Genomic DNA, 18,043 nt, shown 5'->3' on the forward strand with positions numbered 1-18,043 from the left:
GACGACACGCCGCGTGCCCGCCAGGGTAGTGCCGGCCGCTGGCCGGCAATCCCGGGGAACCACTGGACTGCAGGTTGCCGGCCAGCGGCCGGCACTACCGGAAAGCGGTCAGCCGTGCAGGGCGCGGGCGTGGTGCGCGATGTGCTCGCCGATGAAGCTGCCAATGAAGTAGTAGCTGTGGTCGTAACCGGGCTGCAGGCGCAGGGTCAGCGGATGGCCGGCGGCTGCGCAGGCCTCCTGCAGACGCTGCGGCTGCAGCTGGGTCTGCAGGAACTCGTCCGCCTCGCCCTGGTCGACCAGCAGCGGCAGGCGCTCACTGGCCGTCGCCACCAGCGCGCAGGTATCCCACTGCGTCCAGTCGGCCGGGTTGTCGCCCAGATAGGCGGTGAACGCCTTCTGCCCCCACGGCACGTGGCTGGGCGCGACGATCGGCGAGAACGCCGACACGCTGCGGTAGCGCCCCGGGTTGCGCAGCGCGATCACCAGCGCGCCATGGCCGCCCATCGAATGGCCACTGATCGCGCGTGCATCGGTCACCGCGAAGTTCGCCTCGATCAGCGCCGGCAGTTCCTGCGCCACGTAGTCGTGCATGCGGTAGTGCTTCGCCCACGGTGCGCGGGTGGCATTGAGGTAGAAGCCTGCCCCCTTGCCCAGGTCGTAGCCCTCGGCATCGGCCACGTCATCACCACGCGGGCTGGTGTCGGGCGCGACGATGATCACACCGTGCTCGGCCGCATAACGCTGCGCCCCGGCCTTGGTGATGAAATTCTGCTCGGTGCAGGTCAGGCCGCTCAGCCAGTACAGCACCGGCAGCTTCTGCGTTTCCGCCTGCGGTGGCAGGTACACGGCGAACTGCATGTCGCAGCCCAGCGCGGTCGAATGATGGCGGTAGACGTCCTGCCAGCCGCCGAAACAGGCGCGGTGTTCAATGCGTTCCATGGCACTCTCCTGCGTACCGGCCTCAGCCGGCGCGTGTATTGATCAGTTCATCCAACTGCGACAACAGCTGCAGCAGGGGTTCGACACCGGGCTGGCCGTCCAGGTTGCGATATGCCGCCACCGCCACGTTGCTGTGTGGCGGCCATTGGCCATCCGCGCGGGCTTCGTGCAGGCGCGGCAGGAACACCTGCGCCAGCCAGTGCTCGAACGGCATCTCGTCGATGCCGAAGGCGGAATCCACCGCGCGCGGCGGCCCGACCACACCCTCGACCCAGCCCAGTGCACGCAGGGCCTGCTCGATCGGATCGACCAGGGCCGCGCGCGGATCGTCCGCACGCGGCCTGCGCAGGGCATCGAACCAGCCCATGCCGCGGCTCAGTAGTGGACCACCGAACGGATCGACTTGCCTTCATGCATCAGGTCGAAGGCATCGTTGATCTTGTCCAGGTCCATGGTGTGGGTGACGAACGGCGCCAGTTCGATATCGCCCTTCATCGCGTCCTCGACCATGCCGGGCAGCTGGCTGCGGCCCTTCACGCCACCGAAGGCGGTGCCCAACCACTTGCGGCCGGTCACCAGCTGGAACGGACGGGTGGAGATCTCCTGGCCCGAACCGGCCACGCCGATCACCACGCTCTGGCCCCAGCCACGGTGCGCGCATTCCAGCGCCGCGCGCATCACGTTGACGTTGCCGATGCACTCGAAGCTGTGGTCCACGCCCCAGGTGGTCATCTCGACGATGACCTGCTGGATCGGCTTGTCGAAATCCTTCGGATTGATGCAGTCGGTGGCGCCGAATTCGCGGGCCAGCTCGAACTTGGACGGATTGGTGTCCACCGCGATGATGCGGCCGGCCTTGGCCTGGCGCGCGCCCTGGATCACCGCCAGGCCAATGCCACCGAGGCCGAACACCGCCACGCTGTCGCCTTCCTGCACCTTGGCGGTGTTGTGTACCGCGCCGATGCCGGTGGTGACGCCGCAACCCAGCAGGCAGACGTGCTCCGGGTTGGCGTCCGGATTGATCTTCGCCAGCGACACCTCGGCCACCACGGTGTACTCACTGAAGGTCGAGCAACCCATGTAGTGGTACAGCGGCTCGCCGTTGTAGCTGAAGCGGCTGGTGCCGTCGGGCATCACGCCCTTGCCCTGGGTAGCGCGCACCGACACGCACAGGTTGGTCTTGCCGCTCTTGCAGAACAGGCACTCGCCGCACTCGGCGGTGTACAGCGGAATCACGTGGTCGCCCGGCTTGACGCTGGTCACGCCCTCGCCCACTTCCATCACGATGCCGGCTCCTTCATGGCCCAGCACCACCGGGAACAGGCCTTCCGGATCATCGCCGGACAGGGTGAACGCATCGGTGTGGCAGACACCGGTATGGGTGATCTTCACCAGCACTTCGCCCTTCTTCGGCGGGGCGACGTCGATCTCGACGATCTGCAGCGGCTGGCCGGGACCAAAGGCGACGGCGGCACGGGACTTCATGGTGGCTTCTCCAGGATCAGGCGGGAATGGGGTACAGCGTGATCAGCGCAATGTTGCGCCGTCGTTTATTTCAGGTACGAGCGGATCAACGCGCTCATGTCGCGCACGCGCTCGGCGCGTTGTTCGTCGGAGGCTGCGGGTTGCCCGAACTCCTCGCGCAGATGGGCCTCCATCACCTCGGACATCAGGCCATTGACCGCGCCACGGATGGCGGCGATCTGCTGCAGCACCGGCCCGCAGTCGGCACCGGCTTCCAGCGCGCGGTCCAGCGCATCGCACTGGCCGCGGATGCGGCGCACGCGGGCCAGGACCTTCTTCTTCTCTTCGGGGGAGTGCGGCATGGCGGGGCCACCTCGGAACTATACTGGGGGATAGTATACAAGCCACGGTCACGGACTCAATCCCGGCCGGCTCAATCGAACAATCCCTCGCCCGCCAGCCGCGCCAGCTCATCCACCACATAGCGAACTTTCGGCCGCAGGTGCCGGGTTGGCGGCCACAGGGCATGGATGTCGATGTGCCGCTGCATGTGTTCGTCCAGCACCGATTGCAGCGCGCCGGAATCCAGATGGCGGCGCACCAGTGAAATGGGCATCTGGCAGATGCCCAGCCCGGCGATGGCGCCTTCGATGACCGCGTCGCCGTCGTTGAGCTGGTAGGCCGCGTTCGGAATGAAGGTGGCCTCGGCATCGTCGCTGCCGACCCGCCACGCCACCGGCTGCCCGTGGCGGAAACCAACGATGCTGCGGTGCTGCGCCAGGTCCTCGACGGTCGCCGGCACGCCGTGCGCCTGCAGGTACTCCGGCGATGCGCAGGTGACCAGACGCTGGCGACCCAGCCGGCGCGCGACCAGATGCTCGGCCTGGTGCAATCCGCCGAAGCGGATCAGCAGGTCGATGCCCTCTTCGACCGGATCGACGAAGTGATCGGTGAAGGTCATCGTCAGCTGCAGGTCCGGGTACTGCCGGCACAGGCGCAACAGCACCGGCAGCACCACCAGCCGCCCGAACGAGGACGGCATGTCGATGCGCAGCCGCCCGCTGGGCAGGCCAGCCGACCCCAGGCAGGCCTCGGCCGCGGAGATTTCTTCCAGTGCCGCCGCACACGACGCGTAGTACGCCTCGCCATCGGTGGTCAGCGCGATGCGCCGCGTGGTGCGGTGGAACAGGCGCACGCCCAGCCGCGCTTCCAGCCGGGCGATGGCCTTGCCCACCGCCGAGCGCGAGATGCCCAGCGCGTCGGCAGCCTCGGTGAAGCTGCCCGAGCGGGCCGTGGTGACGAAGGTCACCAGGCCATTCAACGATTCCAGCGGCAGCATCATCTCATCCCACATTGGGGACAAATAGTCCCGCACCAAGGGAGATCGAAGCGCTTTATGCGCCCGCATGTCAACTCCATCCTGTGTGCATCGCGCCGCTGGCGCTCTTCCCCGCACCGAGATGACCAACATGACCGCCGCCCTGTTCCGTCCGTTCGACCTGACAGGCATCGCCCTGCGCAACCGCATCGCGATGGCCCCGATGACCCGTGCCCGCAACCCCGGCTCGGTCGCCAATGAGCTCACCGCGCAGTACTACCGGCAGCGCGCCAGCGCCGGCCTGATCATCAGCGAAGGCACGCCGGTCTCGCCGCAGGGCCAGGGCTACATCGACGTGCCGGGCATCTGGTCGGCCGAGCAGGTGGCCGGGTGGAAGCTGGTCACCGAGGCGGTGCATGCCGCGCAGGGCACGATCTTCGCCCAGCTCTGGCACGTCGGCCGCATGTCGCATTCCTCGCTGCAGCCCGGGGGTGGGCAACCGGTCAGCGCCGGTACCCGGCCGGTCGCCAGCGCAGCGAAGAACACCTCGTTCGTCTATCTGGAAGACGGCAGCCGCGGCCATGCCGATCCCACCCCGGCGCGTGCGCTGGCCACCGAAGAGATCCCCGGCATCATTGCCGACTTCGCACGCGGCGCCGACAACGCGATCGCCGCCGGTTTCGATGGCATCGAACTGCATGCCGCCAACGGCTACCTGTTCGAGCAGTTCCTCAACCCGCTCATCAACGAACGCGAGGACCGCTACGGCGGCTCATTGCCGAACCGTGCGCGGTTGATCCTGGAGACGGTCGATGCGATGGCCGAGCGCATCGGCGCCCACCGCATCGGCGTGCGCCTGGCGCCGAACAACCTCACCTTCGACATGCCGTACTACCCCGACAACGAGGCCACCTATCTGTACCTGGCCGAGGAACTGGGCAAGCGCGGGCTGGCCTATGTGCATCTCAACGACAACCTGCAGGCGGGGCAGTCGGTGCTGGGCGAAACGTTCCTGCAGCAGTTCAAGCGGGCCTACGGTGGCAACGTGATCCTGGCCGGTGGCATGACCCGCGAGCGCGCCCTGCAGCTGGTCGAGGCCGGCACCATCGACCTGGCCGCGTTCGGCCAGCCGTTCATCGCCAACCCGGATCTGGTCGAGCGCCTGCAGCGCGACATCGCGCTGGCCACTCCGGACCGCAGCAGCTACTACGGTGGCGGCGAAGCGGGCTACCTCGACTACCCGCGCGCGCAGTAGACCCACGCCCTGCGTGGATGCGGGCGTACACTGCCCACCCGCATCCAGCGGATCTGCCCATGGATACGCCCACCGCATCATTCATCGTCAACCTCGACGTCCCCGATCTCGCCGCAGCCGAAGCCTTCTACACCACAGCCTTCGGCCTGCGCATCGGCCGCCGCCTCGGCCCGGGCGCCGTGGAGCTGCTCGGTGGGCCAACCCCGCTCTACCTGCTGCAGAACGAGGCCGGCAGCGCCGCCACCGAGGATGGCGACGTGCGCGACTACGAGCGCCACTGGACCCCGCTGCACCTGGACTGGGTGGTGGATGACATCGAGGCCGCACTGGCACGTGCGGTTGCGGCCGGGGCGACGCTCGAACAGCCTGTGCGCGAGCGTCGCTGGGGCCGCATCGCCGTGCTGGCCGATCCGTTCGGGCATGGCTTCTGCCTGATCCAGTTCAGTGGCGAAGGCTACGACGCGCTGGTTGACTGACCGGCGCGCCGTTCACCACGGCAACGGCACTGCTTCGCCGTTGGCACGCTCGCCGTAGTACAGCGACGGCAGCAGGCGCGACAGGAAACTGAACTCCGTGTAGCAGTGCCTGAGCAGGCCCAGGCCGACTGCATCGCCGGCATCGCGCTGCGGATCGGCGCTGTCCAGGCCGAGTACGAAGCGGCTGCGCAGCACGCAGCCAAACGGCGTATCGCGTGCGACATGCAGCATCTGCCCGTCGCAAGGGTCACCGTGCGCATCCAGGCGCACGTGATCGCCGAAGCCGATGCGTGCGGCGATCACTGCCGACACATCACCGGCATCCTGTGCCACCTGCAGGCGCTCGGGCACCAGCAGCGTGCGCGGGTCATGGAACTTCAGCCGCGCCGCCACCGGCGGAATGTCAGCGAGCGATTCCACCGCGTGGATGCTAGCGCCGTGGTAGCTGCGCCCGCGCTGCCAGGCCGCGTCCCAGCCGCGATGCTCGACATGGTCGACCGGATGCCACCAGCGGATGTGCTGGGTGGTCTCGAAGAAGGTGAACCACCAGTCCAGCATGCGGCCCTTGCAGCCGTGCAGATCGGTGCGCACCGCCACCAGCAGCGTGCCGTCTTCGCGGCGCTGGATGCCGGTTTCCAGGTGCATCGGCGCTGGGTCCAGCAGATCGTGGTGGTCCAGCCAGGCGCGGGCGTTCACAGCGGTATCCATCGGGGGTTTCCTGCGGGGTTGGGAGGCCTGACAATACGGAAACGTTCAACGTTTCGCAATTAACCCAATGCGGTAAGATGGGCGCAATGAACAGCACCGCCCTGCCCGAGCCCACAACGCCGACCCGCCGCCGCGGCCGCCCTGCGCGACCGGAAGCCGAAGTCCGCCACGCGGTGCTGCAGGCCACGCTGGCGCTGTTGCTGTCACAGGGTTACGAGGCCACCACCATCGAAGCGGTGGCGGCGCACGCCGGGGTGGCGAAGAAGACCGTGTACCGCCATGCCAGCAACCGCGAGGAACTGGTCGGATTGGCGGTGCGCGAGTGGACCGACGGCTTCGCGCCACAACTGCAGCGTGATGCCCGCAACGCCGACGAAGTGCTGCCGCTGCTGCAGGCGATCCTGCAAGCGGTGTGCGCACAGGCGCTGTCGGCGCAGGCGGTGCAGGTGTTCCGGCTGCTGGCCACCGACTTTCCCGGCAAGGACGCGCTGCTGCAGGCCTATCTGGACAACGGCATCGAACGCGGCCGTTCGCTGCTGGCCGACTGGCTGGCGCGGCAGCAGCAGCGTGGGCTGCTGCGGAAGGGAGATGCCGCGTGCATGGCGCGGCTGATCCTGGCGATGGCCGTGGCCGAGCCGCTGCGCGAACGCGTGATCGGCGTGGTGGCCGAGGATGCGCCGGTGGAGGTGCACCTGCGTGATTGCCTGGTGTTGTTGGCGCCGGTGCTGCAGGGGCCGTAGCGTGGTGCCATCCACGCATGGCGTGGATCTACCGGCCGATCCCGATTCGTCGGTCGGCAATGGCCTGCCCCGGTGGGTGCCGACCGTTGGTCGGCACTCCTGCAGCAACTCACTCGCGCAGCATGTCCACGAACGCACGCAGCGCACCGGGCATCTGCCGCTGCTTCGGGTAGTACAGGGCGAAACCGGCGAACGGTTCGTTCCAGTCTTCCAGCACCGCCACCATCTGCCCGGATTCGATGTACGGCCTTGCCGTGTCTTCCAGCACATAGGCCAGGCCGATGCCATCGAGCACGGCACTGACCACGGTGCCCTGCTCGCCCAGGGTCAACCGCCCCGGCACGTCGATCTCCAGCGCCTGCCCCTCGCGTTCGAACTGCCACTTGTACAGATGGCCGCTGGCGAAGCGGAAGCGGATGCACTCGTGCGTGGCCAGGTCGCGTGGATGCTGCGGCGCCGAGCGTCTGCGCAGGTAGTCCGGCGAGCCGACGATCAGCCCACGCAACGGCGGCCCCATCGGCACCGCCACCATGTCCTCGGGGATGAACTCATGCAGGCGCACGCCGGCGTCGTAACCCTCGGCGACGATGTCGACCAGGCCATCGTTCTCGGTCAGCTCCACCCGCACGTCGGGATGGGCGTGCAGGAAGCGCGCCAGCCGCGGCCCCAGCTGGGTCGCCACCGCCGCACGGGTGGCGTTGATGCGCAGCAGGCCCGCCGGAGCGGCGCGGAACTGGTTCATCTCTTCCAGCGCGTCATGCACCTGCCCCAGTGCCGGTTGCAGGCGCTCGAGCAGGCGCTGTCCGGCCTCGGTCAGGGCCACGCTGCGGGTGGTGCGATGGAACAGGCCTACGCCCAGGCGTTCTTCCAGCGCGCGGATCGCATAGCTCACCGCCGAGGTCGACAGCGCCAGCTCGGCGCCGGCGCGGCGGAAGCTGCGGTGGCGGGCGACCGCCGCGAACGCGGCCAGGTGGGAGAGGTTGTCAGTGGCCATGATTGTGCAATTTCACTTGATGAATCATGCCGATATCCGGGCTTCTTGCGGCTGGGCACGGGGCGTATTGTAAAACGCCTTTCGACAAACCCTGCCAAGGATTCCCCATGTCCCTCGCCCGTGGTTACGCCGCCCATTCACATACCGACCCACTGATCCCGTACGAGTTCGAACGCCGCGCGGTCGGCCCGGACGATGTGCGTATCGAGATCCTCTACAGCGGCATCTGCCACTCCGACCTGCACCAGGCCCGCGACGACTGGGGTGGCTCGATCTACCCGATGGTGCCGGGCCACGAGATCATCGGCCGCGTGACCGAGGTCGGCAGCAACGTCACCCGCTTCAAGGTCGGCGACCACGCCGGCGTCGGCTGCATGGTCGACTCCTGCCGCCACTGCGACGCCTGCGAGCACGATCTGGAGCAGTACTGCGCCGAAGGCGCGACCTGGACCTACAACGGCCGTGAACGCGAAAGCGGTGCGCCGACCTACGGCGGCTATTCCGACCACGTGGTGGTCGAGCAGCGCTTCGTGGTGAAGGTGTCCGACACCCTCGACCTGAAGGCGGCCGCGCCGCTGCTGTGCGCCGGCATCACCACCTGGTCGCCGCTGCGCCACTGGAAGGTCGGCCCGGGCCAGAAGGTCGGCGTGATCGGCCTCGGTGGCCTCGGCCACATGGGCGTGAAGTTCGCCAAGGCACTCGGCGCGCACGTGGTGATGATCACCACCACGCCGGAAAAGGGTGCCGACGCCAAGCGCCTGGGCGCCGACGAAGTGCTGGTCTCGCGCGACGCCGCGCAGATGAAGGCGCACGCCGGCAGCTTCGACTTCCTGCTCAACACCATCCCGGTTGGCCATGACACCAACCCGTACATGGGCCTGCTCAAGCGCGAGGCCACCATGTGCCTGGTCGGCGTACTGACCGAACTGGACCCGCCGCTGACCGGCGGCAGCGTGATCTTCGGCCGCAAGCACCTGACCGGCTCGGCAATCGGCGGCATGGCCGAGACCCAGGAAATGATGGACTTCTGTGCCGAGCACGGCATCGTCAGCGACGTCGAGATGATCGACATCAAGAACGTCAACGAGGCCTGGGAACGCATGGCAAAGAACGATGTTCGCTACCGCTTCGTGATCGACATGGCGACGATGAAGAACGCCGCCTGATCCAAGGTAGATGTGGAAACGAAAAACCCCGGCAATGCCGGGGTTTTTCTTCTGGTAGTGCCGGTCGCTGGCGGGCAACCCCGCATCGCGGTCAGTACGCGAACTCGCGGAACACCGGATCCACATCGCCGTGCCAGCGGCCATGGAACAGCGCCAGCTTGCGCTCGGCCGGGGTCAGGCCGGACTCGACGATCTCCTGCAGCACGTCCAGGAACTTGCTCTCGTCCTGGCCGTCGGCGTTGCGCGCCGCGCGGCGCTTGAGGCCTTCGACGGAAATCTTCACCGCTTCGCGGGCCAGGTCGCGCACGCTGCCATTACGGAACGGCAGGTTCATCGCATGCTTCGGCACGCCATCGCGCAGTGCATGACGCTCGGCCAGGGTGAAGTCCCGCACTAGGTCCCAGGCGGCATCCAGTGCGGTGTCGTCGTACAGCAGGCCCACCCAGAATGCCGGCAGCGCACACAGGCGGCTCCACGGGCCACCGTCGGCGCCACGCATCTCCAGGTACTTCTTCAGGCGCACTTCCGGGAACGCGGTGGTCATGTGGTCCGACCAGTCGCGCAGCGTGGGCAGCGCACCGGGCAGCACCGGCAGCCTGGCCTGCATGAAATCGCGGAAGCTCTGCCCGCTGGCGTCGTGGTAGATGCCATCGCGGTAGGAGAAATACATCGGCACGTCGAGCAGGTAGTCGACATAGCGCTCGTAACCGAAGCCATCCTCGAACACGAAGTCGAGCATGCCGGTGCGGTCGGCGTCGGTGTCGGTCCAGATGTGCGAGCGGTAGCTCAGGTAGCCGTTCGGCTTGCCTTCGGTGAACGGCGAATCGGCGAACAGCGCGGTGGCGATCGGCTGCAGCGCCAGCGACACGCGGAACTTCTTCACCATGTCCGCTTCGGTGGCGTAGTCCAGGTTCACCTGCACCGTGCAGGTGCGGGTCATCATGTCCAGGCCGAGCGAGCCGACCTTGGGCATGTACGCGCGCATGATCTTGTAGCGGCCCTTCGGCATCCACGGCATCTCATCGCGCTTCCACTTCGGCTGGAAACCCATGCCGAGGAAACCCAGCTGCAGTTCGCCGGCCACCTGGGCCACTTCATTGAGGTGGGTGCCAGTCTCCACGCAGGTCTGGTGGATGGTCTCCAGCGCCGCTCCGGACAGTTCCAACTGACCGGCCGGTTCCAGCGTCACCGAGGCGCCATCGCGCAGCAGGGCGATCGTGTTGCCGTTTTCCTGCACCGGCTCCCAGCCGAAGCGGACCAGGCCGTTGAGCAGGGCTTCGATGCCGCGCTCGCCCTCGAAGGTCGGCGGGCGCAGGTCATCCAGGCGGAACCCGAACTTCTCGTGCTCGGTACCGATGCGCCACTGCGCGCGGGGCTTCTCGCCGGAGGCGATCACCTCCACCAGCTGCGAGCGGTCGGTAATGGGGGTATCGGCGACGTGGCTGGGGCTCGACAAGGGGAAGGCTCGCTGGACAGTGGCGGGGGATGTGGGGCCCGGGGCCTTCCATCGCAAGGGCGCACTATAGCGTGGCGACCCGTTGCGTCATGCGACGGTGGCAGGTTTCAGCATCCTACCGACGCCCACTTGACCCTCGTACACTCAGAGCCATGAGCCGTCATTCACGACACCCCGAACTGCACCGCTCCGAGCGCGTCGGCTGGCTGCGTGCCGCCGTGCTGGGGGCAAACGATGGCATCGTCTCGGTGGCCGGCCTGGTGGTCGGCGTGGCCGCCAGCGGCGCCTCCGCTACGACCATCCTGGCCACCGGCGTGGCTGGCACCGTGGCCGGCGCGATGTCGATGGCCGCCGGCGAGTATGTCTCGGTGCAGACCCAGGCCGACACCGAAGACGCCGACCTGGCGATGGAAAAGCGCGAACTGCACGAAGACCCGCACAGCGAGCTGGAAGAGCTGGCCGCGATCTACCGCCACCGCGGCCTGGAGCCTGCCCTGGCACGGCAGGTGGCCGAACAGCTCACCGCCCACGACGCGCTGGGCGCCCATGCCCGCGACGAACTCGGCATCACCGATACCCTGCGCGCGCGCCCGTTGCAGGCGGCGCTGGCCTCGGCCGGTGCGTTCACCTGTGGCGCGGCGCTGCCGGTGCTGACCGCCCTGCTCGCGCCGGTCGACAAGGTCGCGATGATGACCACCGCCAGTACCCTGCTCGGCCTGTGCCTGACCGGCGCGATGGCGGCGCAGGCCGGCGGCGCCCCGCCTGTTCGCGGCGCAATCCGGGTGATGTTCTGGGGCGCGTTGGCGATGGCCGCGGCCGCAGGCGTCGGTCGCCTGCTCGGTGCCCACGTCTCGTGACCGGCATGCTGCCCCCGGCCACCGCACTGCTGGCCGAGATGGCCAGCCTGGCTGGCTGCGCACGCGCCGAGGGCTATGCGTGCATCACCGCTCGCCGGGAACATGGCGCCAGTTCGGTGGAGATTCCGCAGCCGCAGTTCGCGATCCTGCTAGAAGGCCGCAAGCAGGTGCGCACCGCACACCAGTCACTGGAATTCTTCCCCGGCGACATCCTGCTGCTGACCCAGCGCTGCCGCATCGATGTGGTCAACAGCCCCGATCCGCGCAGTGGCCGCTACCTCAGCGCGATCGTGCCGCTGTGTGCCGAAGTGCTGGCGGCCGCACGCACGCTGTGGAGCGAGGAACTCCCCGCCCCTGGCCAGGCGATGGCACGACTGCCGCTGATCGACCATGGCGCGGTGCTGCGCCAGTGGCGCCAAGCGCTGCAGGACGGTCGTTACAGCGACGCGCGGCTGGCCCTGGCCTCGCTGGTGTTGACCCTGTGCCGGCAGGGCCACGGCAACCTGCTGCTGCCGCAGGCGCCGAGCCTGGGCGAACAGATCCGCGATCGCATCGCCGCCGAACCAGCACGCGACTGGCAATCGCGTGATGTGGAAGAACAGTTCGCGCTGAGCGGTGCGACCCTGCGTCGTCGCCTGGCGGCCGAGGACACCAGCCTGCGCCAGCTGCTCACCGAGGCCCGGCTGGCGCATGGCATGCAGCTGCTCTACACCACCGACCTGCCGTTGAAGACCGTCGCCGCACGCGCGGGCTACCGGTCTGCGGCCAGTTTCAGCAAGCGCTTCGCCGAGCAGTACGGGCTGGCTCCCACAGACATTTGAGGGGGGTTCGGCAGGGCTGCGCCCTGCACCCGCAGAAGCGAGTGCAAGAGCCGGAGCAACAGCAACAGCGGCTATCCGTGGGATGGCGGGGCGGGGCGGTGTGGGTGGGCAGGACACGCCGTAAACCCATCCCTGGGGGCTCGATGGCGCCATCCATGGCGCCAACGGTCCTGCCCACCCACACCGCCCCGCCTTCGACAGATTCCGGCGGCTGTTGGTAGGTGTCGACCTTGGTCGACACATCTGTCAGATATCGAATGAAATTCCCGGGTCAGATCCGTTTTCCTCCGGAAAACGGATCTGACCCCAAGAGCATTTCCAACAGATCGCGGAAAACTGTCGAAGGCGGGGTGGGTCCGGTTGCGGGAGTGTCCGCGGCATGGATGCCGCGGCCAAGCCCCCATGGGTGAGGGCGCTTTGCTTGCGAAGCACTGCTTCGCAAGCGCCCGAACGCACAGCCGCCAGCGGCTGGGCCGGACCGCGGAGCGGGGTTTACGGCGTCTCCCGCAACCGGACCCACCCCGCCATCCCACGGATAGCCGCTGTTGCTTCGGCTGTTGCTCTGGCTCGTAGCGGGTGCAGGGCGCAGCCCTGCAGCCCCCCCCTCCCTGAGCATTCCGCGTAGTGGTTTGAGCGCCGTGCACACGCCGGCCACGGCACGCTGGGCACAACGGAACCGCCCGTCATCCACCGAGAACCGCCATGACCCTGCGTTACCTGCCGCTGCGCGGCGCCCTGCTGCTGGCCCTGTCGTCCCTGCCGCTGGCCGCACTGGCCGAAGCCACCTCGCCCGCTCCCACCCAGCAGGTGCCCGGTGTCTACCACCAGCGCGTCGGTGCGCTGCAGGTCACCGCCCTGTTCGATGGCGTGGTCGCATTGGGCCGGCAGGAAGTGGTCGACGTGCCGCCAACGCTGGTCAGCCGCCTGTTGGAAGGCCGCTACGTACCCGAAGACAAGAAGGGCCTGCAGACCGCGATCAACGCCTTCCTGGTGCGCCAGGGCAACCACCTGACCCTGGTCGATACCGGCACCGCGCAGTGCTTCGGCCCCGGCCTGGGCCAGGTGCTCGGCAACCTGCGTGCCTCCGGCGTGGACCCGGCCGAGGTGGACGAGGTGCTGCTGACCCACGCCCATCCGGACCATCTGTGCGGGGTGCTCGACGCGCAGGGCAAGCCGGCCTACCCGAATGCCACCGTGTGGCTGTCCAAGGCCGATGCCGACTACTGGCTCAACCCGGCCAGCGAGGCCACGGCGCCGAAGGGCGTGCGCTTCGCCTTCCCGCTGGCGCGCAACGCGGTCGCGCCGTACCAGGCCAGCGGCCACCTGCGCACTTTCAGCCCCGGCGATGCGCTGCCCGGTGGCGCGGTGGCGATGGACACCCATGGCCATACCCCCGGCCATGTCTCCTACCGGTTCGACAGCCAGGGCCAGTCGCTGCTGGTATGGGGTGATGTGCTGCACTTCCATGCGGTGCAGTTCGCCCACCCGGAGGCCGCGTTCGAAGCCGATTCGGACCGCAAGGCGGCCATCGCCAGCCGTCGCGGGCTGCTGCAGCAGGCCACCGCCAACGGTTGGTGGGTGGCCGGTGCGCATCTGCCGTTCCCCGGCCTCGGCCATGTGCGTGGCGAGGGCCAGGCCTATGCCTGGGTGCCGGCGGAGTATTCGCCGTTGTGAGGGTGTGCCGACCCAGGTCGGCACCCACCCGATCGGGTAGCGCCCGGCTGCCAGCCGGGCGACCGGAAAGGCCTTATTCCAGCCCCAGCCAGCCGCCGATCACGCCGCGGGCTTCGTCCACGCCGGTGCGGTCCTCGCCGGAGAACACCTGCACGCTCACGCTGTCGCCATAGGCCGAGTGCAGTTCCTTGCGCACCTTCTGCAGGGACTGCATCTGCTGGCTGCGGCTGAGCTTGTCGGCCTTGGTCAGCAGCGCGTGCGCCGGCAGGCCACGCTGCACGGCGTAGGACAGCATCTGCCGGTCGTAATCCTTCAGCGGATGGCGGATGTCCATCACCACCACCAGCCCCTTCAGGGCCTCGCGGGTGCGGAAGTACTTGTCGATGAAGGCCTGCCAATGCGCCTGCAGGTCCAGCGGCACCTTGGCGTAGCCGTAACCGGGCAGATCGACCAGATGGGCTTCCGGGGTGACCTGGAAGAACACCAGCTGCTGGGTGCGGCCGGGGGTCTTGGAGACACGGGCCAGGGCGTTCTGGCGGGTCAGCGCGTTGAGCGCACTGGACTTGCCGGCGTTGGAGCGGCCGGCAAAGGCCACTTCGGCCCCTTCATCGGGCGGCAGCTGCCGCACGTTGTGGGCCGAAAGGTGGTAACGGGCGCGTTCGATGAGCAATGACATGTGCCTAGGATCGCATGTTGCGGCGCCGCGCGCCCGTGCCGGCGGCCGCTGCGGCCATTTTGCTGCACTGCTGCGTTGACCGTGCGCGGAAACGGCGTTGATAATCCGGGCGATGCCGGCGGCCACCGCCCGGCCCGGTCCATACGGAGCTTTAGCATGCGCCACGCTCGCGTTCTTGCCGTATCCGCCCTTGCCACTGCTGTAGTCGTTGCCGCTGCTGCGTTCGCGCAGACCACGTTGACCCCGCTACCCGACAACGGGCCGATCCGTACCGCCTCGCTGGAGGTGGATTTCAGCAAGACCCACTGGGGCGATGCCAAGGCCGGCCAGACCAAGGCGACGGCCTGCGCCGCCTGTCATGGTGCCGACGGCAATTCCACGGTGGAGATGTACCCGTCCATCGCCGGCCAGAGCGAACGCTACGTGGCCCAGCAGATGGCCCTGATCGCCAACGGCCAGCGCAGCTCGGGCGCGGCGGTGGCGATGGTGCCGTTCGTGCAGAACCTCACCCCGCAGGACATGCGCGACATCGGCGCGTTCTTCGCCACGCAGAAGGCCACCGCCGGCATCGCCGATGACACGGCGGTGACCGATGGCCCCTACAAGGGCATGAAGTTCTACGAGATCGGCCAGCAGTTGTACCGCGGCGGCGATGCCAAGCGCGGCCTGCCGGCCTGCATGGCCTGCCACGGCCCCAGCGGTGCCGGCAATCCCGGCCCGGCCTATCCGCACCTCGGTGGGCAGCACGCCAGCTATGTCGCGCGCCGCCTGCAGGAGTACCAGGCCGGCCAGACCAACGAGACCGACAAGGCGCACTTCCAGATCATGGCCACGGTTGCCCAGAAGCTCAGCGAGCAGGAGGTGCAGGCGCTGTCGAGCTACCTGCAGGGCCTGCACAACAAGGCCGATGACGTAGCCGCGGCCACCCCGCCGGTGCAACCGGCTGCCGCCCCCTGACCACCACTGGTCGGCCCGGGCCGCCACGTCGGCCCACGGCTGCGGTATGTTTCCTTCACGCCGGCGGCTGCGCCGGCGTTGCTTTTTTCAACGGAGATGCGTGTCGATGAGGTTGATTTCCCGCCTGCTGTTGTCCGTGCTGGTGCTGCTGCCGCTGGCAGCCTACGCCGCCACCCCCGCCAATGCCCCGCTGGTCGAGGGCAAAGACTACGAGCGCATCGCCCAGCCGGGCCCGTTCCAGCCGCTGGCCGGCAAGATCGAGGTGGTCGAGGTCTTCGGCTACACCTGCCCGCACTGCGCCCATTTCGAACCGCAGCTGGAAGCCTGGGCGGCCAAGCTGCCGGCCGACGTGCGCTTCACCCCGGTCCCGGCCGCCTTCGGTGGTGCCTGGGATGCCTGGGCACTGGCCTACTACGCCGCAGACGAAGTCGGCGTGGCCAAGCGCAGCCATGCCGCCGTGTTCAAGGCCCTGCACGAACAGGGTTCGCTGCCGATGCAGAACGTCTCGGCCGATGAGCTCGCCACCTTCTACAAGGCTTACGGCGTGACCCCGGACCGCTACATCCACGCCCTGCGCGGCGATGCCGTGCAGAAGAAGGTCGAGGCCGCGCGCGCGTTCGCCCAGCGCACCAAGATTCCGGGCACCCCGGCCATCATCATCAACGGCCAGTACCTGGTGCGCGGCAACAGCTTCGACGACCAGCTGCGCATCGCCTCGGCGCTGATCGCCCAGGCCCGCGCTGCCCGCGGCCGCTGAACCCAGCCCCACCACCGACACGGCGCTGTCGCCGCCGCGTGTCATCATTTCCCTCTGGCCGGCGCCTGCCGCCGGCCCCACCATTCCAGATGCTGGAGACGTTTCCATGAAGATCCGTTACGCCCTCGCCCTCGCAGCGCTGCTGCCGATCCTGGCCGCCTGCAAGGCCGACGACGGCAGCACCAACACCACCGCGGCCCCGGCCGAACCGGCAGCCGCCCCGGCCGCCACCACTGAACCGGCTGCTGCACCGGCCGCGGGCAGCGAAGGCGCCGCTCCGGCTGCCGCCGAAGGCGAGAAGGCCCCGGCCGAAGCCGCCCCCGCCGCGGCGCCGGCCCCGACCACCGCCGCGCTGACCGGCCCGGCCCCGGTGGAAGGCGCCGATTACCAGGTGATCCCGAACGGCCAGCCGTTCCAGCCGGCTGCCGGCAAGATCGAAGTAACCGAGATCTTCGGCTACGTCTGCCCGGCCTGCGCCGCGTTCCAGCCGCTGGTCGGCCCGTGGAAGGCCGGCCTGCCGAGCGACGTGAACTTCGTCTACGTGCCGGCCATGTTCGGCGGCACCTGGGATGACTACGCCCGTGCCTTCTACGCCGCGCAGACCCTGGGCGTGCAGGAGAAGACCCACGAAGCGCTGTACGCCGCCATCCACTCGCAGAAGACCCTGAAGGGCGAGCGCGGCCGTGACTCGGTGGAAGACATCGCCAAGTTCTACACCGCCTACGGCGTGGATCCGAAGCAGTTCGCCGCCACCATGGGCAGCTTCGCAGTGAATGCCAAGACCAACTCGGCCAAGCAGTTCGCCCAGCGCAGCCAGATCAGCGGCACCCCGTCGATCATCGTCAACGGCAAGTACCTGGTGAAGGGCAAGAGCTTCCCGGACATGCTGCGCATCGCCGACCACCTGATCGCCCGCGAACGCGGTGCGGCCCAGGCTCACTGATCCAAGAGAAGCGTTTCCCGGCCGTGAATTCCCCCCGTACACGGACCCTGCGCTTGCTGACGGCCAACATCCAGGCCGGCTCAAGTACCCGCCGCTACAGCGACTATGTGACCCGCAGCTGGTCACATGCGCTGCCGGCGGGTCGCAAGCGCAGCAGCCTGGACGCGATCGCCACCCTGGCGCGCGAACATGACATCGTCGGCCTGCAGGAGGCCGACCCGGGCAGCCTGCGCTCGGGCTTCACCAACCAGACTCACTACCTCGCCCAGCGCGCCGGCTTCAACTACTGGAGTCACCAGCCGAACCGGCGCATGGGCGGGGTCGCCTCCAGCGCCAATGGCCTGCTGAGCAAGCTGGAACCGGTGGAAGTGCAGGACCACGCCCTGCCCGGCCGCATCGGCGGGCGTGGCGTGCTGCTGGCCAAGTTCGGCGACGGTGCCGATGGCCTGGCGGTGGCGGTGGCCCATCTGTCGCTGGGCGCGGGATCGCGGATGTCGCAGCTGGGTTTCATCGCCGAGCTGCTGTCCGACCATCCCAACGCCGTGTTGATGGGCGACTTCAACTGCCTGGCCGAACGCCCGGAAATGCAGGTGCTGTACCAGAAGACCCGGCTGCAGCCCCCCGGCTGCATCGTGCCGACCTTCCCCAGCTGGCGCCCCGACCGCGCCATCGACCATATCCTGGTCAGCAGCGGCCTGCAGACCCGCACCGTGGAAGCCGTACCGGCCGCGTTCTCCGATCACCTCGCGCTGGCGATGCAGATCGACGTCCCGGCCAACGCCCTGCGCTGACCATTCCTGGTGGGTGCCAACCTTGGTTGGCACGCTCTCCGCCGGGCATGG

Annotated in this window: 20 protein-coding genes; 11 read left to right on the top strand and 9 right to left on the bottom strand. The window is 68.3% G+C overall.

The window, feature by feature from the left end; translation table 11 throughout:
* Window positions 1–108: 108 nt before the first annotated feature.
* The 5 genes from fghA to ACUZUJ_RS18565 form a co-directional block, all read right to left on the bottom strand.
* On the bottom strand, window positions 109–939 hold the full coding sequence (gene fghA, locus ACUZUJ_RS18545; RefSeq protein WP_049442881.1) for an S-formylglutathione hydrolase: 831 nt from the start codon (window positions 937–939) through the stop codon (window positions 109–111).
* A 22-nt stretch (window positions 940–961) separates the two neighbouring features.
* Entirely contained in the window at window positions 962–1,306 is a 345-nt protein-coding gene (locus tag ACUZUJ_RS18550; protein WP_049442880.1) for a YqcC family protein, read from the bottom strand.
* Window positions 1,307–1,314: 8 nt separating this feature from the next.
* Complete coding sequence (locus tag ACUZUJ_RS18555) at window positions 1,315–2,424, bottom strand: S-(hydroxymethyl)glutathione dehydrogenase/class III alcohol dehydrogenase (RefSeq protein ID WP_049442879.1); 1,110 nt, start codon at window positions 2,422–2,424, stop codon at window positions 1,315–1,317.
* 65 nt (window positions 2,425–2,489) lie between these two features.
* Window positions 2,490–2,765: a formaldehyde-responsive transcriptional repressor FrmR gene (gene frmR, locus ACUZUJ_RS18560; RefSeq protein WP_005411009.1), complete on the bottom strand. Its 276-nt coding sequence runs from the start codon at window positions 2,763–2,765 to the stop codon at window positions 2,490–2,492.
* A 71-nt stretch (window positions 2,766–2,836) separates the two neighbouring features.
* On the bottom strand, window positions 2,837–3,742 hold the full coding sequence (locus ACUZUJ_RS18565; RefSeq protein ID WP_049442933.1) for a LysR family transcriptional regulator: 906 nt from the start codon (window positions 3,740–3,742) through the stop codon (window positions 2,837–2,839).
* Between the two features lie 130 nt (window positions 3,743–3,872).
* Between ACUZUJ_RS18565 and ACUZUJ_RS18570 the strand changes: the two genes are divergently transcribed.
* A complete protein-coding gene (locus ACUZUJ_RS18570) occupies window positions 3,873–4,976 on the top strand; it encodes an alkene reductase (RefSeq protein WP_049442932.1) in 1,104 nt (367 codons plus the stop codon).
* Window positions 4,977–5,035: 59 nt separating this feature from the next.
* A complete protein-coding gene (locus ACUZUJ_RS18575; protein ID WP_049442878.1) occupies window positions 5,036–5,452 on the top strand; it encodes a VOC family protein in 417 nt (138 codons plus the stop codon).
* A 12-nt stretch (window positions 5,453–5,464) separates the two neighbouring features.
* Here ACUZUJ_RS18575 and ACUZUJ_RS18580 read toward each other — a convergent pair whose 3' ends face one another.
* On the bottom strand, window positions 5,465–6,160 hold the full coding sequence (locus tag ACUZUJ_RS18580) for a DAPG hydrolase family protein (RefSeq protein WP_101766066.1): 696 nt from the start codon (window positions 6,158–6,160) through the stop codon (window positions 5,465–5,467).
* 77 nt (window positions 6,161–6,237) lie between these two features.
* Between ACUZUJ_RS18580 and ACUZUJ_RS18585 the strand changes: the two genes are divergently transcribed.
* Window positions 6,238–6,900 carry a TetR/AcrR family transcriptional regulator gene (locus tag ACUZUJ_RS18585; protein ID WP_101766067.1) on the top strand — a complete coding sequence of 221 codons (663 nt, stop codon included), beginning with the start codon at window positions 6,238–6,240 and terminating at the stop codon, window positions 6,898–6,900.
* Between the two features lie 109 nt (window positions 6,901–7,009).
* On the opposite strand, the gene ACUZUJ_RS18590 is transcribed toward ACUZUJ_RS18585, so the two are convergent.
* A complete protein-coding gene (locus ACUZUJ_RS18590) occupies window positions 7,010–7,894 on the bottom strand; it encodes a LysR family transcriptional regulator (protein WP_101766068.1) in 885 nt (294 codons plus the stop codon).
* Between the two features lie 107 nt (window positions 7,895–8,001).
* Between ACUZUJ_RS18590 and ACUZUJ_RS18595 the strand changes: the two genes are divergently transcribed.
* Complete coding sequence (locus ACUZUJ_RS18595; RefSeq protein ID WP_005419275.1) at window positions 8,002–9,060, top strand: NAD(P)-dependent alcohol dehydrogenase; 1,059 nt, start codon at window positions 8,002–8,004, stop codon at window positions 9,058–9,060.
* Between the two features lie 91 nt (window positions 9,061–9,151).
* On the opposite strand, the gene ACUZUJ_RS18600 is transcribed toward ACUZUJ_RS18595, so the two are convergent.
* Window positions 9,152–10,516, bottom strand: coding sequence for a glutamate--cysteine ligase (locus ACUZUJ_RS18600; RefSeq protein ID WP_014038468.1), 1,365 nt, complete (start codon window positions 10,514–10,516; stop codon window positions 9,152–9,154).
* Window positions 10,517–10,668: 152 nt separating this feature from the next.
* Here ACUZUJ_RS18600 and ACUZUJ_RS18605 point away from each other — a divergent pair, with 152 nt between their 5' ends.
* From ACUZUJ_RS18605 to ACUZUJ_RS18615, 3 genes are all read left to right on the top strand, one after another.
* Window positions 10,669–11,373, top strand: coding sequence for a VIT1/CCC1 transporter family protein (locus ACUZUJ_RS18605; protein WP_049442874.1), 705 nt, complete (start codon window positions 10,669–10,671; stop codon window positions 11,371–11,373).
* The gene (locus ACUZUJ_RS18610; RefSeq protein WP_080347445.1) at window positions 11,370–12,194 is read left to right on the top strand and encodes a helix-turn-helix transcriptional regulator; all 825 of its coding nucleotides are present in this window, start codon (window positions 11,370–11,372) and stop codon (window positions 12,192–12,194) included. The genes ACUZUJ_RS18605 and ACUZUJ_RS18610 overlap by 4 nt, the downstream gene beginning before the upstream one ends.
* 702 nt (window positions 12,195–12,896) lie before the next feature.
* Complete coding sequence (locus ACUZUJ_RS18615; protein WP_101766069.1) at window positions 12,897–13,868, top strand: MBL fold metallo-hydrolase; 972 nt, start codon at window positions 12,897–12,899, stop codon at window positions 13,866–13,868.
* Window positions 13,869–13,941: 73 nt separating this feature from the next.
* On the opposite strand, the gene yihA is transcribed toward ACUZUJ_RS18615, so the two are convergent.
* Window positions 13,942–14,544: a ribosome biogenesis GTP-binding protein YihA/YsxC gene (yihA, locus tag ACUZUJ_RS18620; RefSeq protein ID WP_049442873.1), complete on the bottom strand. Its 603-nt coding sequence runs from the start codon at window positions 14,542–14,544 to the stop codon at window positions 13,942–13,944.
* A 156-nt stretch (window positions 14,545–14,700) separates the two neighbouring features.
* Here yihA and ACUZUJ_RS18625 point away from each other — a divergent pair, with 156 nt between their 5' ends.
* From ACUZUJ_RS18625 to ACUZUJ_RS18640, 4 genes are all read left to right on the top strand, one after another.
* A complete protein-coding gene (locus ACUZUJ_RS18625) occupies window positions 14,701–15,501 on the top strand; it encodes a c-type cytochrome (RefSeq protein ID WP_101766070.1) in 801 nt (266 codons plus the stop codon).
* A 106-nt stretch (window positions 15,502–15,607) separates the two neighbouring features.
* Window positions 15,608–16,258: a thiol:disulfide interchange protein DsbA/DsbL gene (locus tag ACUZUJ_RS18630; protein WP_101766071.1), complete on the top strand. Its 651-nt coding sequence runs from the start codon at window positions 15,608–15,610 to the stop codon at window positions 16,256–16,258.
* A 106-nt stretch (window positions 16,259–16,364) separates the two neighbouring features.
* Entirely contained in the window at window positions 16,365–17,201 is an 837-nt protein-coding gene (locus ACUZUJ_RS18635) for a thiol:disulfide interchange protein DsbA/DsbL (RefSeq protein WP_101766072.1), read from the top strand.
* A 53-nt stretch (window positions 17,202–17,254) separates the two neighbouring features.
* Window positions 17,255–17,992, top strand: coding sequence for an endonuclease/exonuclease/phosphatase family protein (locus ACUZUJ_RS18640; RefSeq protein ID WP_182474396.1), 738 nt, complete (start codon window positions 17,255–17,257; stop codon window positions 17,990–17,992).
* Window positions 17,993–18,043: the final 51 nt, after the last annotated feature.

The sequence above is a fragment of the Stenotrophomonas sp. S4 genome, from assembly GCF_054187805.2.

Bases quoted from the DNA above. Each gene is read 5' to 3' on its own strand.
- fghA (WP_049442881.1), bottom strand. From the start codon at position 939: ATGGAACGCATTGAACACCGCGCCTGTTTCGGCGGCTGGCAGGACGTC.
- ACUZUJ_RS18550 (WP_049442880.1), bottom strand. From the start codon at position 1,306: ATGGGCTGGTTCGATGCCCTGCGCAGGCCGCGTGCGGACGATCCGCGC.
- ACUZUJ_RS18555 (WP_049442879.1), bottom strand. From the start codon at position 2,424: ATGAAGTCCCGTGCCGCCGTCGCCTTTGGTCCCGGCCAGCCGCTGCAG.
- frmR (WP_005411009.1), bottom strand. From the start codon at position 2,765: ATGCCGCACTCCCCCGAAGAGAAGAAGAAGGTCCTGGCCCGCGTGCGC.
- ACUZUJ_RS18565 (WP_049442933.1), bottom strand. From the start codon at position 3,742: ATGCTGCCGCTGGAATCGTTGAATGGCCTGGTGACCTTCGTCACCACG.
- ACUZUJ_RS18570 (WP_049442932.1), top strand. From the start codon at position 3,873: ATGACCGCCGCCCTGTTCCGTCCGTTCGACCTGACAGGCATCGCCCTG.
- ACUZUJ_RS18575 (WP_049442878.1), top strand. From the start codon at position 5,036: ATGGATACGCCCACCGCATCATTCATCGTCAACCTCGACGTCCCCGAT.
- ACUZUJ_RS18580 (WP_101766066.1), bottom strand. From the start codon at position 6,160: ATGGATACCGCTGTGAACGCCCGCGCCTGGCTGGACCACCACGATCTG.
- ACUZUJ_RS18585 (WP_101766067.1), top strand. From the start codon at position 6,238: ATGGGCGCAATGAACAGCACCGCCCTGCCCGAGCCCACAACGCCGACC.
- ACUZUJ_RS18590 (WP_101766068.1), bottom strand. From the start codon at position 7,894: ATGGCCACTGACAACCTCTCCCACCTGGCCGCGTTCGCGGCGGTCGCC.
- ACUZUJ_RS18595 (WP_005419275.1), top strand. From the start codon at position 8,002: ATGTCCCTCGCCCGTGGTTACGCCGCCCATTCACATACCGACCCACTG.
- ACUZUJ_RS18605 (WP_049442874.1), top strand. From the start codon at position 10,669: ATGAGCCGTCATTCACGACACCCCGAACTGCACCGCTCCGAGCGCGTC.
- ACUZUJ_RS18615 (WP_101766069.1), top strand. From the start codon at position 12,897: ATGACCCTGCGTTACCTGCCGCTGCGCGGCGCCCTGCTGCTGGCCCTG.
- yihA (WP_049442873.1), bottom strand. From the start codon at position 14,544: ATGTCATTGCTCATCGAACGCGCCCGTTACCACCTTTCGGCCCACAAC.
- ACUZUJ_RS18625 (WP_101766070.1), top strand. From the start codon at position 14,701: ATGCGCCACGCTCGCGTTCTTGCCGTATCCGCCCTTGCCACTGCTGTA.
- ACUZUJ_RS18630 (WP_101766071.1), top strand. From the start codon at position 15,608: ATGAGGTTGATTTCCCGCCTGCTGTTGTCCGTGCTGGTGCTGCTGCCG.
- ACUZUJ_RS18635 (WP_101766072.1), top strand. From the start codon at position 16,365: ATGAAGATCCGTTACGCCCTCGCCCTCGCAGCGCTGCTGCCGATCCTG.